This window comes from Shinella lacus (genome assembly GCF_010994755.1).
In the GTDB taxonomy this organism is placed as follows: domain Bacteria; phylum Pseudomonadota; class Alphaproteobacteria; order Rhizobiales; family Rhizobiaceae; genus Shinella; species Shinella lacus.
Window position 1 is genome coordinate 486015 of the sequence record NZ_WHSB02000004.1, and the last position, 14069, is coordinate 500083.

Genomic DNA, 14069 nt, shown 5'->3' on the forward strand with positions numbered 1-14069 from the left:
TTATCCGCGCGGAGGCCGATCAGGCGGGCTCGGCGTCTTCTTCCGTCTGGCGTGCCAGGTAACGCTGGTCGATCTCCGGCAGCGGCTTGTCGTCGATCGCTGCCTCGAAGGCCTTCAGACGTTTGTGGATCGACAGCAGTTCGACGATCGTCGACCAGTAGTTCACCAGATACTGGAAGGAATTGCTCACCTCGCCGAAGGCGGTGGCGATCTGCTGCCAGGTGCCCATGGTGATGCGGCCGGCCACGATGGTCGGGATCAGGATGAAGTTCAGGAAGATCGCGTCGAGCTGGCCATAGCCGAAGCGCGCCACGTTGAAGTAGCAATAGTGCCAGTACATGCGGAAATAGTTGCGCCGCACGTTGGAGAAGAGCTCGCGCACGCTGACGGGATCTGCACGGTCCGCATGGTCCTCACCATAGACGAGCTCCTTACGATAGGCCGCCTCGACGCGCTGGTTGCGGAACTGCAGGCCTGGCAGCTTGATACCGGCGACAGCCAAGAGCACCGTACCGAACAGCGACCAGCCGATCGCCAGCCAGAACAGCGAATGCGGCACGGCGCCGAGTATCGGCAGGTCGCCGACGAATTCCGACATGCGGAAGAGCAGCGGCAGGAACACGACCAGCGTCATGATCGAGTTGATGAAGGTGACGCCCAGCCCTTCGAGAATGTTGGCAAAGCGCATCGTGTCTTCCTGCACACGCTGCGAGGCGCCTTCGATGTGGCGCAGCTTCGGCCACATGGACATGTAATAGTCGTTCATGGCGGTGCGCCAGCGGAAGACATAGTGGTTGGTGAAGAACGCCGTGATCACGTTGAGCGCGACGCCGACCATGCCGATTTCCAGAAAGCGCAGCTGCAACGAGAAGAGCTGCTCGGCCGTGACGTTGCCCTGTTTCGACAGCGCCCCCTGGAACAGGTCGAAGAACGGCCCGCGCCAGTTGTTCAGCGCCACCGATACCTGGACGGAGAAATAGGCGATGAAGATGATGAAGGCGGAGCCCCAGATCGACCAGTTCGTCCAGGGATGGTCACGCGCGATCACCTTCCAGGCGAGGCCGAAGATCAGCACGAAGATCGTGAAGTAGAGGTAGAACCAGAGGTTATCCGGCGAAACGAAATAGGCAAGGCCGATCGCGGCCTTCTCATTCGGGCCGAGCGGCGGCAGGCCGATCGCGGCGCCGATTTGCGGCCCCACCGTATACCAGACGGCGATACACACGGCGGCCCAGAGGATGCCGGAGGTAAAGAACAACTTCGGCTGCGGGAAGAAGGAGTGGAACAAGGTGCGAAACTCTCGTTTGCATAGGGCGGCAACGCCGCCGGTTCGCGCAGAACCTAGAGGAGTTTGCGCATCGCAACAATCGTTCGCGACTTGTATTACCGAGATTTAATGGAAAGCGCCCCACCGGCGACGGTGATGGCGGCAGCCAGAAGCAGCGTGCCGGCGGCGGCGAGGCTCGGCAGCACGTAGCTTCCCGTGCGCGCCGCGAGAAAGCCCGCGCCGAGCGGCCCGAGGATCTGCCCCACGCCGAACGCCGCCGTCATCAGCGCCAGCACACGGCGCGGGCTTTCGCTGGCGAGTACCCGGCCGAGCTGCAAGCCATAGGCGGTGATGACGATGAAGGTGAGGCCGAGCAGCGCGCCGCCAATCAGCGCCGAGGCGGGAAAGGGCAGCGTGACCGTGACCGCGACGCCCACCATCTCCAGGAGGAGCGCCGCGAGATAGGCCCTCGCCACGCCGTAGCGCCGCTCCATCGGCTTCCAGGCCATAAGGGAAATCGCCGCGCAGGCACCGGTAACGAGCCAGGTGAGGCATTCGAGCAGCGGGCTTTGCGCGCCCTCCCGCGCGATGGCGACGATGAAGGTGGCCGTCACGACATAGCCGATGCCGAACAATCCATAGCTCAGCGTCAGCGCCACCATGGGCCGGGTCCACACGATGGCAGGCTCGCGCACGGCCGTTGCACCACCCACCGGGCGCGGCAGCAGCAGCATGACGACGGCGAGGCCGATGGCACCGAGCACGGCGCCTGCAAGCCAGTCGACGCGCCAAGGCGCAATCGTCGAGACGTGGACGAGCGACAGCAGGTAGACGAGCACCGCCGACACCGCGATGCCAATGCCGACGCCGGAAAAATGCGCCATCTGCACGCGCGGATCCCGATGCGCGAGGCCGACGGAAAGCACGATGCCGGTTGTGAAGATCAGGGCGAAGGCGCTGGCGAGACCCGCGAGGAAGCGTACGACGGAGAGCGCGGCCACCCCGGATAGCAGGCTCATGGCGAGGAGCAGCAGCACCGTAGCGACCAATGAGCCGAGCGCCAGGCGCCGCTCGAAGCCGGCCGCCCAGCCATAGGCGGCGAGCACCGCACCGAGCAGGTAACCCGCGAAATTCGCCGCCGCGATGATGCCGGCATCGGCGGCGTTGAGCCCGAGGCCGGCCATCATGCCGGGCAGCACGGGCGTATAGAAGAAGCGGCCGAGCCCCATGGCGACGGCCATGGCGAGCGCGCCGGCAATGGCCGCCCGGACGGGTTCGCGCGACAGGACGGGCGTGCTTTGTATCATCGTCATGCCGCGACCTTCGCACTGCAACATGAGAGCGGCAAACGACAATTATTGATCGACGGATCAGCGCCGGTGAAGGCTTAACCTGGCAGCGTCACGACGATCGGCCCGCTGCGGGTGGCAACGACCGTATGCTCGAACTGCACCGTCGGCGCACTCGGCTCGCTGTAGAGCGTCCATTCGTCCTTCGTGCCGCTTTCCGCCCAGTTGGCGCCGAGCGACAGGAACGGCTCGACGGTGAAGACGAGGCCATCCGTCATGCGGCGCTTTTCCTGCGGATCGGGCCAGGTGGCGATTTCCGTCGGCTCCTCGTGCAGCGAGCGGCCGACGCCGTGGCTCGCGAGGTTCGCGATCAGCGTATAGCGATTCTTGCGCGCGAATTCGCCGATGGCCTTGCCGACTTCGGCGAGCGGTTTGCCGGCTTTCACTTCCTTGAGGCCGACCCAGAGCGCCCGCTTGCCATCGCGGCAAAGGCGCTCCACGGCCGGCGTCGAGCGCCCGACGGTGAAGGAGGCGCCGGTATCGGCGAAATAGCCGTCGAGCTCGGCGGAGACGTCGATGTTGATGAGGTCGCCCTGCTTGATCACCCGGTCGCCCGGAATGCCATGCGCCACCTCTTCATTGATGCTGATGCAGGTGGCGCCCGGAAACTTGTAGCAGCTCTCCGGTGCAGAAACTGCCCCCGCCGCCTCCAGCATGCGCCGGCCGATGAGGTCCAGTTCGGCGGTGGTCATGCCCGGCTGGATGGAGGTCGACATGTGCTGGAGCACATTGGCGCAAATCCGCCCGATCGCCTTCAGGCCGTTGAGGTCTTCATCGTTTTCCAGGGTCATCGCATCTCTCTTTCGCGGGCGGTCTTATCACGCCCGCGGGTGCTTGTCAGGCCGAAGCGGCCGCCGGCACCTCCGCCAGCATCTCGCGCACCAGCGGCGCGACCTTCGTGCCGTAAAGCTCGATGCCACGCATGATCTTGTCATGCGGCATCTGGCCGATCGCCATCTGGAGCAGGAATCGGTCGTTTTTAAAAATCCGCTGATGCGCGGCGATCTTCGTCGCCACCGTCTCCGGATCCCCGAGGAAGAGGTGCCCTGTAGGCCCGGTCGACTGGTCGAACTGCACCCGGCTGGTCGGCCCCCAGCCACGCTCGCGGCCGATGCGGTTCATCACCTCGGCCTGCGGGCCGTAGAAGGCATCGGCCGCAGCCTCCGTCGTGTCGGCGATGAAGCCGTGCACGTTGATGCTGGTCTTCAGCTTCGCCTCGTCCTGCCCGGCGCGGCGCGCGGCCTCGCGGTAGAGATCGAAAAGCGGCGCATAACGCGACGGCGTGCCACCGATGATGGCGAGCGCCAGTGGCAGGCCATAGGCGCCCGCGCGCGCCACCGATTGCGGCGTGCCACCGACGGCAATCCAGATCGGCAACCTGCCATGCGCCGGGCGCGGATAGACACCAAGCCCCGGTAGCGGCGGCCGCATCGTGCCGTTCCACGAGACCTTTTCGCTCTCGTTCAGTGCCAGCAGCAGGTCCAACTTCTCCTCGAAGAGCTGGTCGTAATCATCGAGTGCATAGCCGAAGAGCGGGAAGGATTCGATGAAGGAGCCGCGCCCCGCCATGATCTCCGCCCGGCCGCCGGAAATGAGATCGACGGTCGAATATTGCTGGAAGACGCGCACCGGATCGTCCGAGGACAGAACCGTCACGGCGCTCGTCAGCCGGATGTTTTTCGTGCGCGCGGCTGCGGCCGCCAGCACGACGGCGGGTGCCGAGGCGGCATAATCCGGCCGGTGATGTTCGCCCAGCCCGAAGACATCGAGCCCCACCTGATCGGCAAGCTCGATCTCTTCCAGCAGGTTCTTCAGCCGCCGCTCCCCTTCCCGCCCCTTGTCGGCGGCATTGGGATCGACGTCGGCGAATGTATAGAGGCCAAGTTCCATGGGATGTTCCGCGCAGGAGGGATTTGACCGGAGATATGTCCCGCGGCGGCGGTTTGAAAGGGCGGATCGGGAAACAGTGTGTTTACCGATAGGGAACGGGGCGGTTACCCGCCCCGTTCATCCGTTCAAAGCTTCGAGGCAACCTCTTCGAGCTGCGTGGCAACCTGCCCCCAGCCTTCATGGAAGCCCATCTTTTCATGCGCCTCGGCATCCTCGACATTCCAGTGGCGGGCGATGGCCGTGTAGCGGGTCTGGCCGTTGCCGAGGTCGTCGAACAGGATTTCCGCGCTGAAGAAGGCCTTTTCCGTCGGCTTCCAGTCCGGGCCGAAGGCATCCGTGGTGATGATGCGCTTGTCCTGCTCCACCTTCAGGAACACGCCGGTGCTGTCCATGTGGAAACCGTCCGGGCCGGTCATGACAGTGCGGAACTTGCCGCCGTCGCGCGGCTCCATGTCGACGAGCGCCAGCGCATAGGGCTTCGGCATGAACCACTCCTTCAGGATTTCCGGCGTCGTCCAGGCCTTGAAGAGCTGGGCAGGCGTGGCGTTCAGCACGCGGGTCAGCACCAGTTCGCGGTTGTTGGCGGGCTTGATTTCGTTGATCTCGGTCATGGTCCGTTTCCTCTTTGGGTGTGATCGGTTGGTTCGTATCAAGGACGGCCGGCGGGCGGCAGAACCGACATCGAAGCCGCATTATTTTTCCGCATTCGCCATCTCGCGCTGCACGCTGTCGAGATGCTGGCGGATATGGGCCGCCTCGGCCGGCGTGGTGGCGAGCGCAATGGCGCGGTCGAAGGCCTCATGCGCCTCGCGGTAGCGGCCGAGCTGCTTCAGAAGGCCGCCGCGCAGGCCGTGGAAATAGAAATAGCCGTTGAGTTTGTCCGCCAGCGGCTCGACCAGCGCTAGCGCCGCCTCCGGCCCTTCCCGCTTCGAAACGGCGACCGCCCGGTTGAGCCGCACCACCGGCGATGGCTGCAGGCGTTCGAGCGTCTGGTAGAGCAGGTCGATCTGCAACCAGTCCGTCTCCGCCGCCGTTTTGGCGCGGGCATGCAGGGCTGCGATTGCCGCCTGGATCTGGAAGGCGCCCGGCATGCGGTGCCGGATCGCCTTGTCGATCAGCACCAGCGCCTCGTCGATCAGCCCGCGATCCCAGAGCGTGCGGTCCTGGTCTTCGAGCAGCACGATCTGGCCTTGCCTGTCGAAGCGCGCATCGAGCCGCGAATGCTGGATGAGGATCAGCGCCGTCAGCCCCATGATCTCCGGCTCGGAGGGAAAAAGCGTGAGCAGCAGCCGGCAGAGCCGGATCGCCTCCGCGCAGAACGGCGCGTCCGCCCGCTCCGGCACGCCGGCCGAATAGCCCTCGTTGAAGACGAGATAGATCATCGCCGCGACGATGCCGAGCCGCTCAGCGCGCGCCACCGCATCCGGCGTCTCGAAGGGAATGCCGGCCGCCCCCACCTTCGCCTTCGCCCGAGTGATGCGCTGCTCCATCGCCGCTTCCGAGACGAGGAAGGCCCGCGCGATTTGCTTCACCGAAAGGCCGGAGACGATGCGCAGCGCCAGCGCGATCTGCTGTGTGGCCGGCAGGTCCGGATGACAGCAGACGAAGAGCAGGCGCAGGATATCGTCGCGGTAATGCGCGCCGTCCAGCCGGTCCGCGAGGTCGCTTTCGGTATCCTCCAGATCGGACAGAACCTCTTCGGGCGGAAGCGGCTGGTGCTTGGCGCGTTTGCGCACCTGGTCGATGCCGCTGTTGCGGCCGACGAAGATCAGCCATGCTGCCGGATCGCGCGGCGGACCTTTTTCGGGCCAGTTTTTCAGCGCGCGAAGGCAGGCCTCCTGAAAAGCCTCCTCCGCAAGGTCGAGGTTGCGGAAGTAGCGCAGAAGCGCCCCCATGGCCTGCGGCCGTGCCGACGTCAGCGCCAGATCGATCCAGGCAAGCTCTGTCATTTTATGGGACCTCCCGGATTGAAGAACTGCAACGGCCGGATTTCATAGGTGCCGTTGGCCGGATTGGCGGCGGAAAGCTCGCGCGCAAAAGTGATCGCCTCCTCCAGCGTTTCCACCTGGATGACGAAGAAGCCGAGGAACTGTTCCTTGGTTTCGGCAAAAGGCCCGTCCATGACGATATCGTCCGTCGCACCCTTGCGTACCGTGACCGCCGCCGTCGTCGGCATCAGCCGCGCGACGGGACCGAGCTTGCCCGCCTCCGCATAGCGCTGGTTGACGGCGCCGAGATCGGCCATGACCTTGTCGTCCAGCTCCTTGCTCCAGGCGCTGACTTCACTTTCGCTATCATAACAAAGAACGGCATACAGCATGGTGAACTCCCGTTGGTTGGAAGACGTAGAAGTAGCGTCTCAGCCGACAGGGCGGAACGGAATATTTTTGATTTTTGGATCAGGGTGGGCGGAGGAGAGGGTGCGGGCGCTGATCTCCAGGTCGCCTTCCTGTGCAGCCCACTTCTAGCCGGAACAGAGAAAGAGGTAAGCGCGTAATGAATAAGAAAGCCCATGTGGGTGATGTTTTTTTGATCCCCATCGACGGTTCCCGGTTCGGAATCGGTCAGATTGCCGGTGACTGGATAGGCGAACTTTACATCGTCATTTATGATGCTGTTCATTCCACCGAAGATGTCGATCCCAACAGTGTCGCCTCCGAGCAGCTTTTGTTGGCGGCACTGTCACTCGATGCAAAAATCCACTGTGGCGATTGGCGGATAATCGGCAATGTTACCGACAATCTCGACCGCATTCCGCAGCCGGTTTTCAAGGTAAATCAAGATGGGCAGGTCTTTCTGGAGTCGCGCGATCGTTCGATCACTCGTCCTGCATCTCGTTCCGAATCCGAGACGCTGAGGCTCAGAACCGTGGTAGCGCCGGTTCGTTTGGAGAATGCCCTCAAAGCCTTGAAGGGCGTCGGCGACTGGAATGCAAAATATGACGAATTGCGAGTGGATTATGTGCTCGAATCCTCTCGTCTTAACATTGGCTGAACATCTCGGTGAAAGTGTCCCTAACTGGCAGGGAGAGCTTTTGATGTTCGCTCCTACCCCTCGCTCAGCGTCCGCCGAACCGCATCCTTCCAGCCCTTGATCTTCGTGGCCCGCGTCTTCTCATCCATCTTCGGCTCGAATCGCGTATCGCGCGCCCAGGACTTGGCAAAACCCTTGCGGCCCGGCCAGACACCGGCACGCTGCCCCGCAAGCCAGGCCGCACCGAGCGCCGTCGTCTCCAGAATGGTCGGGCGGTCCACCGGCGCGTCCAGGATGTCGGCAAGGCGTTGCATGGTCCAGTCGGAGGCGACCATGCCGCCGTCGACGCGCAGGACCGTCTCCTTGCCGTTGGCCTTCCAGTCCTTGTGCATGGCGTCGAGCAGGTCGCGCGTCTGGTAGCAGACGGCCTCCAGTGCTGCGCGGGCGAATTCCGCGGGGCCGGTGTTGCGCGTCATGCCATAGATCGCGGCGCGCGCCTCCGGGTCCCAATGCGGCGCACCAAGCCCGGTGAAGGCAGGCACGAGATAGACGTTCTGCGTCGGGTCGGCCTGCGCCGCGAGATCGCCGGTATGGGGTGCTGCCTTGATGACCTTCAGCCCGTCGCGCAGCCATTGCACGGCGGCACCCGCGATGAAGATCGAGCCCTCCAGCGCATAGGTCGTCTCGCCATCGAGGCGGTAGGCGATGGTGGTGAGCAGACGGTTCTTCGAGCGCACCATGTCGGCGCCCGTGTTGAGCAGCGCGAAGCAGCCGGTGCCGTAGGTGGATTTCATCATGCCCGGCTCGAAGCAGGCCTGGCCGATGGTGGCGGCCTGCTGGTCGCCGGCGACACCGAGGATCGGGATTTCCGCGCCGAACAGCGCCTTTTCCGTCACGCCGAAATCGGCTGCGCAATCCAGCACCTCCGGCAGCATGGCTTTGGGCACGCGCAGGATGTCGAGAAGCTCGTTGTCCCAGTCGTTTGCCGCGATGTTGTACATCAACGTGCGGCTGGCATTGGTGGCATCGGTCACATGCGACTTGCCGCCCGTCAGCCGCCAGATCAGGAAGGTGTCGATCGTGCCGAAGCAGAGGTCGCCCTTGGCACCCCGCGCCCGCGCACCCTTCACGTTGGAGAGCATCCACGACAGTTTCGTGCCGGAAAAATAGGGGTCGAGCAGCAGGCCAGTCTTCTTGGTAAAGGTCTTTTCGAGGTCCTGCTTCTTCAGCTTCTCGCAATAGGAGGCGGTGCGGCGGTCCTGCCAGACGATGGCATTGTGGATGGGCTTGCCGCTCTCGCGCTCCCAGACCACCACAGTCTCGCGCTGGTTGGTGATGCCGATGGCGGAAATGTCGGCGGCCTTGACGTCGGCCTTCTTCAGCGCAGCCTTGACCGACCAGACGACGCTGTCCCAGATCTCTTCCGGATCGTGCTCGACCCAGCCGGATTGCGGAAAGATCTGCGTGAATTCCTTCTGGCCGGAGCCGACGACCTTCTGTTTGCCGTCGAAGACGATCGCCCGGCTCGAGGTCGTGCCCTGATCGATCGCGAGAACATATCCGCCCATGCTTGCCTCCCAGCTGAAGGTCGCTCCCAGACCCTTCGGAATCTTCAATACGACATCAAAACGAATGTCAAAGGAAAATAAAACGCAAATCGCGTTACCCGCCCCACGCCACTCTACAGCGCGGAAAACGCAATTGTCATCGCGTTGTTTTTAGGCGTAGGCTGACGCGAAGCAGCATATCGGGAGTTGAAAAGCATGAAGAGTGTCGTCGTAACCGGCTCCACCAGCGGCATCGGCCTCGCCATCGCCACCGCCTTTGCGCAAAGCGACGCCAATGTCGTCATCAACGGTTTTGGCGCGGCCGACGAGATCGAGGCGGCCCGCGCGAAGCTCGACGGCCTCGGCAAGGGCCGCGTCATCTACCACCCGGCCGACATGACCAAACCGCACGAAATCTCCGACCTTATCCAGACCGCCGTGGAACAGTTCGACGGCGTCGACATCCTCGTCAACAATGCCGGCATCCAGCATGTCGAGAAGATCGAGGACTTTCCGCCGGAAAAGTGGGACCAGATCATTGCGATCAACCTGTCGAGCTCGTTCCACACCATCCGCAACGCCATTCCGCATATGAAGCGCAAGGGTTTTGGCCGCATCATCAACGTGGCCTCCGCGCACGGCCTCGTCGCCTCGCCGTTCAAGGCGGCCTATGTCGCGGCGAAACATGGTATCATGGGCCTCACGAAGACCGTGGCGCTCGAAATCGCCGAAAACGGCATCACCGCGAACGCGATCTGCCCCGGCTACGTGCTGACGCCGCTCGTCGAAAAGCAAATCCCCGACACGGCGAAGGCGCGCGGCATCAGCGAAGCGCAGGTGAAGTCCGACGTCATGCTGAAATTCCAGCCGACCAAGGAATTCGTCGGCGTCGACGAGGTGGCGGCCATCGCGCTTTTCCTCGCGTCCGATGCGGCAAAATCGATCAACGGCACCCATATATCCGTCGATGGCGGCTGGACCGCCCAATAAGGATAAAGATGCACACGGACACCGGCAGCATCCGCTTCATCATGAATGGCGAGGACATCGCGCTCCGCCATGTGCCGCCGACGGGCACCCTGCTCGACTGGCTGCGGCTCAGCCGCCGCCTCACCGGCACGAAAGAAGGCTGCGCGGAGGGCGACTGCGGTGCCTGCACCGTGCTGGTCGGCCGCGTGGTCGAGGGCCGGCTCGCCTATGAAAGCGTCAATGCCTGCATCCGCCTGCTGGGCTCGATGAATGCGACCCATGTCGTCACCGTCGAGCATCTGGCGGGTGCGGACGGCGTGCTGCATCCCGTGCAGCAGGCGATGGTAGACTATCACGGCTCGCAATGCGGCTTCTGTACGCCCGGCTTCGTCATGTCGCTCTACGGCCTCTGGCTTGCCGATCCGGCGCCGGGCCGCGCGCGCATCGAAAAGGCGCTGCAAGGCAATCTCTGTCGTTGCACCGGCTACGAGCCGATCGTGCGCGCCGCCGAGGCGATTGCCGCCGCGCGGCCGAGCGCCGTGTTCGATCCCATCGAGCGCACGCGGGCGGCGGTGCTGGCGAAGCTCACCGCCATGGCGCCGGCGGAAACCATTCGCATCAGCGAGGGCGACGGCCGGGTGATCGTGCCCGCCTCGCTCGACGATCTCGCCGGCATCCTCGCTGAAGAACCGAAGGCGACCGTCGTCGCCGGCTCCACCGATGTCGGCCTCTGGGTGACGAAACAGTTCCGTGACCTCAACCCCGTCGTCTTCATCAACCACCTCACCGAGTTGCAATCGATCGAGGAGACGGCGGACGGTGTGCGCATCGGCGCCGGTGTCACCTATAGCCAGGCCTTCGACGCGCTCTGTCGCATGATCTCGCCGTTGCGGCCGCTGATCGACCGCATCGGCGGCGAGCAGGTGCGCAACATGGGCACGATCGGCGGCAACATCGCCAACGGCTCCCCCATCGGCGATACGCCACCGCCGCTGATCGCGCTTGGCGCCACGCTCACCCTGCGTTCCAAAGACGGCCGGCGCGACCTGCCGCTCGAAAGCTACTTCATCGACTACGGCAAGCAGGACCGCCGCGCGCACGAGTTCGTCGAAAGCTTCTACGTGCCCGCCCTGCCCGCGAACACTCACTTCGCCGTCTACAAGATCACGAAGCGCCGCGACGAGGACATTTCAGCACTGTGCGGCGCCTTCCGCATAACACTTTCGCCGGACGGGACCGTCACCGACGCCCGCCTCTGCTTCGGCGGCATGGCCGGCACGCCGAAGCGGGCGAGTAATGTCGAGGCAGCACTGATCGGCAAACCCTGGACGGAAGCCACCATCGACGCCGCCCGGACAGCCTTCGACGCGGACTACAAGCCGCTGACCGATTGGCGCGCCACGGCCGACTACCGCATGCTGACGGCCAAGAACCTGCTGACGCGGTTCTATCTCGAAACCTCCGGCGAAATCGCGCAGGTGCGGCGGTTCGAGGAGGTGGCATGAGAGCGAGCACATTCGGAAGGTGGATCCTCGGGTCAAGCCCGAGGATGACGGAGGGGAGGACATGGAGGCGCCTGCGAAGCGGACTTCCGGATAAGGCGGCGCTTCTTCCTGTCCCTCGCACCACCCTCTATCCCGTCATCCTCGGGCTTGACCCGAGGATCCACCCGCACGGCACGCCGCCCACCGCTTTCGTCGTGGCATCCGGTACAGGAGGACCCCGCTGATGGACCAGTCCACCTTCGAAGACCGCAAGACGATCTCCGCGCCCATGCACGCATCGCTGCGCCACGATTCGGCGCACAAGCATGTCACCGGCACCGCCGACTACATCGACGACATGCCGGAGCCCGAAGGCACGCTGCATGCGGCGCTCGGCATGAGCGACCGGGCGCATGCTGACATCCTTTCCGTCGATCTTTCTGCCGTGAAGGCCTATCCCGGCGTCGTCCTCGTCCTGACCGGCGCCGACATGCCTGGCGTCAACGACATCAGCCCCTCCGGCTGCCATGACGAGCCGGTGCTCGCGGAGGGCAAGGTGGAGTTCCACGGCCAGGCGATCTTCTGCGTCATCGCCGAGACCCGCGACAGTGCCCGCCGCGCCGCGCGGCTGGCGAAGATCGACTACCGCGACCTGCCGCACTGGACCGACGTTACCGATACGCTCGCCCATGGCGCGGCCCTCGTCACCGAACCGCTGACGTTGAAACGCGGCGATGCGGAGGCCGCGCTCGAAACGGCACCGCACCGGCTGAAGGGCCAGATGCGCGTCGGCGGGCAGGATCATTTTTATCTCGAAGGCCATATCGCGCTCGCCATTCCCGGTGAAGACGACGAGGTCACCGTCTGGTCCTCCACGCAGCACCCGAGCGAGGTGCAGCACATGGTGGGCCATGTGCTCGGCGTGCCCTCCAACGCCGTGACCGTGCAGGTGCGCCGCATGGGCGGCGGTTTCGGCGGCAAGGAAACGCAGTCCAACCAGTTCGCCGCCCTCGCCGCCGTCTCGGCAAAAAAGCTGAACCGCGCCGTCAAATTCCGCCCCGACCGCGACGAGGACATGACGGCGACCGGCAAGCGGCACGACTTCCTCATCGACTACGAGGCGGGTTACGACGACGAGGGCCGCATCCAGGCAGTGAAGGCGAACTATGCCGCGCGTTGCGGCTATTCCTCCGACCTCTCCGGCCCCGTCACCGACCGCGCGCTGTTCCATGCGGACAATGCCTATTTCTACCCGCATGTGCTGCTCACCTCGCAGCCGCTGAAGACGCACACCGTCTCCAACACGGCCTTCCGCGGTTTCGGCGGGCCGCAGGGGCTGGTCGGCGGCGAGCGCATCATCGAGGAGATCGCCTATGCGCTGGGAAAGGACCCGCTGGAGATCCGCAAGGCGAATTTCTATGGCCTGCCCGGCTCGGACCGCGTGCTGACGCCCTATCACCAGACGGTCGAGGACAACATCATCCACCGCATCGTGGACGAGTTGGAGACCTCGTCCAACTATCAGGCACGCCGCCAGGAAATCCTCGCCTTCAACGAGACGAGCCGCGTCATCCGCAAGGGCATTGCGCTGACTCCGGTCAAGTTCGGCATCTCGTTTACAGCGACCTGGTACAATCAGGCGGGTGCGCTGGTGCATGTCTACCAGGACGGCTCGATCCACCTGAACCATGGTGGCACGGAGATGGGCCAGGGCCTGTTCACCAAGGTCGCGCAGGTTCTCGCCGATGCCTTCCAGGTCGATATTTCGCGGGTCAAGATCACCGCGACGACGACGGCCAAGGTGCCGAACACATCGGCCACCGCCGCCTCCTCCGGCTCGGACCTGAACGGCATGGCGGCCTATGACGCCGCCCGCCAGATCAAGCAGCGCCTCGTCGCCTTCGCCGTTGAAAAATGGGGCGTGGCGCCGGAAGACGTCGCGTTCGTGCCGCATCATGTGCGCGTCGGCGATGCGCTCATCCCCTTCGCGGACTTCGTCAAGCAGGCCTATATGGCCCGCGTGCAGCTCTCCGCCGCAGGCTTCTACAAGACGCCGAAAATCCATTGGGACCGGGCGAAGGGCATGGGCACGCCCTTCTATTATTTCGCCTATGGCGCCTCGGTCTCGGAAGTCTCGATCGACACGTTGACCGGCGAATATCTCGTCGACCGCGTCGATATCCTGCACGATGTCGGCCGCTCGCTGAACCCGGCGATCGACAAGGGTCAGGTCGAGGGCGCCTTCGTGCAGGGCATGGGGTGGCTGACGACCGAGGAACTGTGGTGGGACGGCAAGGGCCGCCTGCGCACGCATGCCCCCTCGACCTACAAGATCCCGCTCGCCTCCGACCGCCCGAAAATCTTCAACGTCAAGCTCGCCGAATGGGCGGAGGCGGCCGAGCCGACCATCGGCCGCTCCAAGGCCGTCGGCGAGCCGCCCTTCATGCTGGCGGTCTCCGTTCTGGAGGCGCTCTCCATGGCCGTCGCCAGCACCGCCGGCTACTGCCAATGCCCGAAACTCGATGCGCCGGCCACGCCGGAACGCGTGCTGATGGCCATAGAGCGCCTGAAAGCCCGCAAAGAAGGATGA

The 14069-nt window shown here is 64.2% G+C and carries 12 protein-coding genes; 4 read left to right on the forward strand and 8 right to left on the reverse strand.

Translation table 11 applies throughout. The features are described 5' to 3' along the window. Positions 1-19 precede the first annotated feature (19 nt). The 7 genes from sbmA to GB927_RS13870 all read right to left on the reverse strand — a co-directional run bounded on the left by sbmA (position 20) and on the right by GB927_RS13870 (position 6826). A complete protein-coding gene (gene sbmA, locus GB927_RS13840) occupies positions 20-1288 on the reverse strand; it encodes a peptide antibiotic transporter SbmA (protein ID WP_256117604.1) in 1269 nt (422 codons plus the stop codon). A gap of 95 nt (positions 1289-1383) precedes the next feature. Continuing rightward, complete coding sequence (locus GB927_RS13845; protein ID WP_256117605.1) at positions 1384-2580, reverse strand: YbfB/YjiJ family MFS transporter; 1197 nt, start codon at positions 2578-2580, stop codon at positions 1384-1386. 74 nt (positions 2581-2654) lie between these two features. Beyond that, positions 2655-3407 carry a type I methionyl aminopeptidase gene (map, locus tag GB927_RS13850; protein WP_256117608.1) on the reverse strand — a complete coding sequence of 251 codons (753 nt, stop codon included), beginning with the start codon at positions 3405-3407 and terminating at the stop codon, positions 2655-2657. Between the two features lie 46 nt (positions 3408-3453). Further along, positions 3454-4506 carry an LLM class flavin-dependent oxidoreductase gene (locus tag GB927_RS13855; RefSeq protein ID WP_256117609.1) on the reverse strand — a complete coding sequence of 351 codons (1053 nt, stop codon included), beginning with the start codon at positions 4504-4506 and terminating at the stop codon, positions 3454-3456. Positions 4507-4631: 125 nt separating this feature from the next. Then, on the reverse strand, positions 4632-5117 hold the full coding sequence (locus tag GB927_RS13860) for an SRPBCC family protein (RefSeq protein WP_256117611.1): 486 nt from the start codon (positions 5115-5117) through the stop codon (positions 4632-4634). A gap of 81 nt (positions 5118-5198) precedes the next feature. Further along, positions 5199-6455 (reverse strand): RNA polymerase sigma factor, encoded by a 1257-nt coding sequence (locus GB927_RS13865; protein ID WP_256117612.1) that lies wholly within the window; start codon positions 6453-6455, stop codon positions 5199-5201. Continuing rightward, a complete protein-coding gene (locus GB927_RS13870; protein WP_256117613.1) occupies positions 6452-6826 on the reverse strand; it encodes a YciI family protein in 375 nt (124 codons plus the stop codon). The genes GB927_RS13865 and GB927_RS13870 overlap by 4 nt, the downstream gene beginning before the upstream one ends. Positions 6827-7002: 176 nt before the next feature. Here GB927_RS13870 and GB927_RS13875 point away from each other — a divergent pair, with 176 nt between their 5' ends. Continuing rightward, positions 7003-7500: an Imm26 family immunity protein gene (locus GB927_RS13875; RefSeq protein ID WP_256117617.1), complete on the forward strand. Its 498-nt coding sequence runs from the start codon at positions 7003-7005 to the stop codon at positions 7498-7500. Positions 7501-7553: 53 nt separating this feature from the next. Here GB927_RS13875 and glpK read toward each other — a convergent pair whose 3' ends face one another. Continuing rightward, entirely contained in the window at positions 7554-9047 is a 1494-nt protein-coding gene (gene glpK, locus GB927_RS13880) for a glycerol kinase GlpK (protein ID WP_256117619.1), read from the reverse strand. A gap of 195 nt (positions 9048-9242) precedes the next feature. On the opposite strand from glpK, the gene GB927_RS13885 reads away from it, so the two are divergent. The 3 genes from GB927_RS13885 to xdhB all read left to right on the forward strand — a co-directional run bounded on the left by GB927_RS13885 (position 9243) and on the right by xdhB (position 14069). Then, complete coding sequence (locus GB927_RS13885) at positions 9243-10016, forward strand: 3-hydroxybutyrate dehydrogenase (protein ID WP_256117620.1); 774 nt, start codon at positions 9243-9245, stop codon at positions 10014-10016. Positions 10017-10024: 8 nt separating this feature from the next. Continuing rightward, positions 10025-11500 carry a xanthine dehydrogenase small subunit gene (gene xdhA, locus GB927_RS13890; RefSeq protein ID WP_256117621.1) on the forward strand — a complete coding sequence of 492 codons (1476 nt, stop codon included), beginning with the start codon at positions 10025-10027 and terminating at the stop codon, positions 11498-11500. Positions 11501-11723: 223 nt separating this feature from the next. After that, positions 11724-14069 carry a xanthine dehydrogenase molybdopterin binding subunit gene (xdhB, locus tag GB927_RS13895; RefSeq protein ID WP_256117623.1) on the forward strand — a complete coding sequence of 782 codons (2346 nt, stop codon included), beginning with the start codon at positions 11724-11726 and terminating at the stop codon, positions 14067-14069.

Coding starts and splice junctions, on each gene's coding strand:
- GB927_RS13845 (WP_256117605.1), bottom strand. CDS start 2,580: ATGACGATGATACAAAGCACGCCCGTCCTGTCGCGCGAACCCGTCCGG.
- map (WP_256117608.1), bottom strand. CDS start 3,407: ATGACCCTGGAAAACGATGAAGACCTCAACGGCCTGAAGGCGATCGGG.
- GB927_RS13855 (WP_256117609.1), bottom strand. CDS start 4,506: ATGGAACTTGGCCTCTATACATTCGCCGACGTCGATCCCAATGCCGCC.
- GB927_RS13860 (WP_256117611.1), bottom strand. CDS start 5,117: ATGACCGAGATCAACGAAATCAAGCCCGCCAACAACCGCGAACTGGTG.
- GB927_RS13865 (WP_256117612.1), bottom strand. CDS start 6,455: ATGACAGAGCTTGCCTGGATCGATCTGGCGCTGACGTCGGCACGGCCG.
- GB927_RS13870 (WP_256117613.1), bottom strand. CDS start 6,826: ATGCTGTATGCCGTTCTTTGTTATGATAGCGAAAGTGAAGTCAGCGCC.
- GB927_RS13875 (WP_256117617.1), top strand. CDS start 7,003: ATGAATAAGAAAGCCCATGTGGGTGATGTTTTTTTGATCCCCATCGAC.
- glpK (WP_256117619.1), bottom strand. CDS start 9,047: ATGGGCGGATATGTTCTCGCGATCGATCAGGGCACGACCTCGAGCCGG.
- GB927_RS13885 (WP_256117620.1), top strand. CDS start 9,243: ATGAAGAGTGTCGTCGTAACCGGCTCCACCAGCGGCATCGGCCTCGCC.
- xdhA (WP_256117621.1), top strand. CDS start 10,025: ATGCACACGGACACCGGCAGCATCCGCTTCATCATGAATGGCGAGGAC.
- xdhB (WP_256117623.1), top strand. CDS start 11,724: ATGGACCAGTCCACCTTCGAAGACCGCAAGACGATCTCCGCGCCCATG.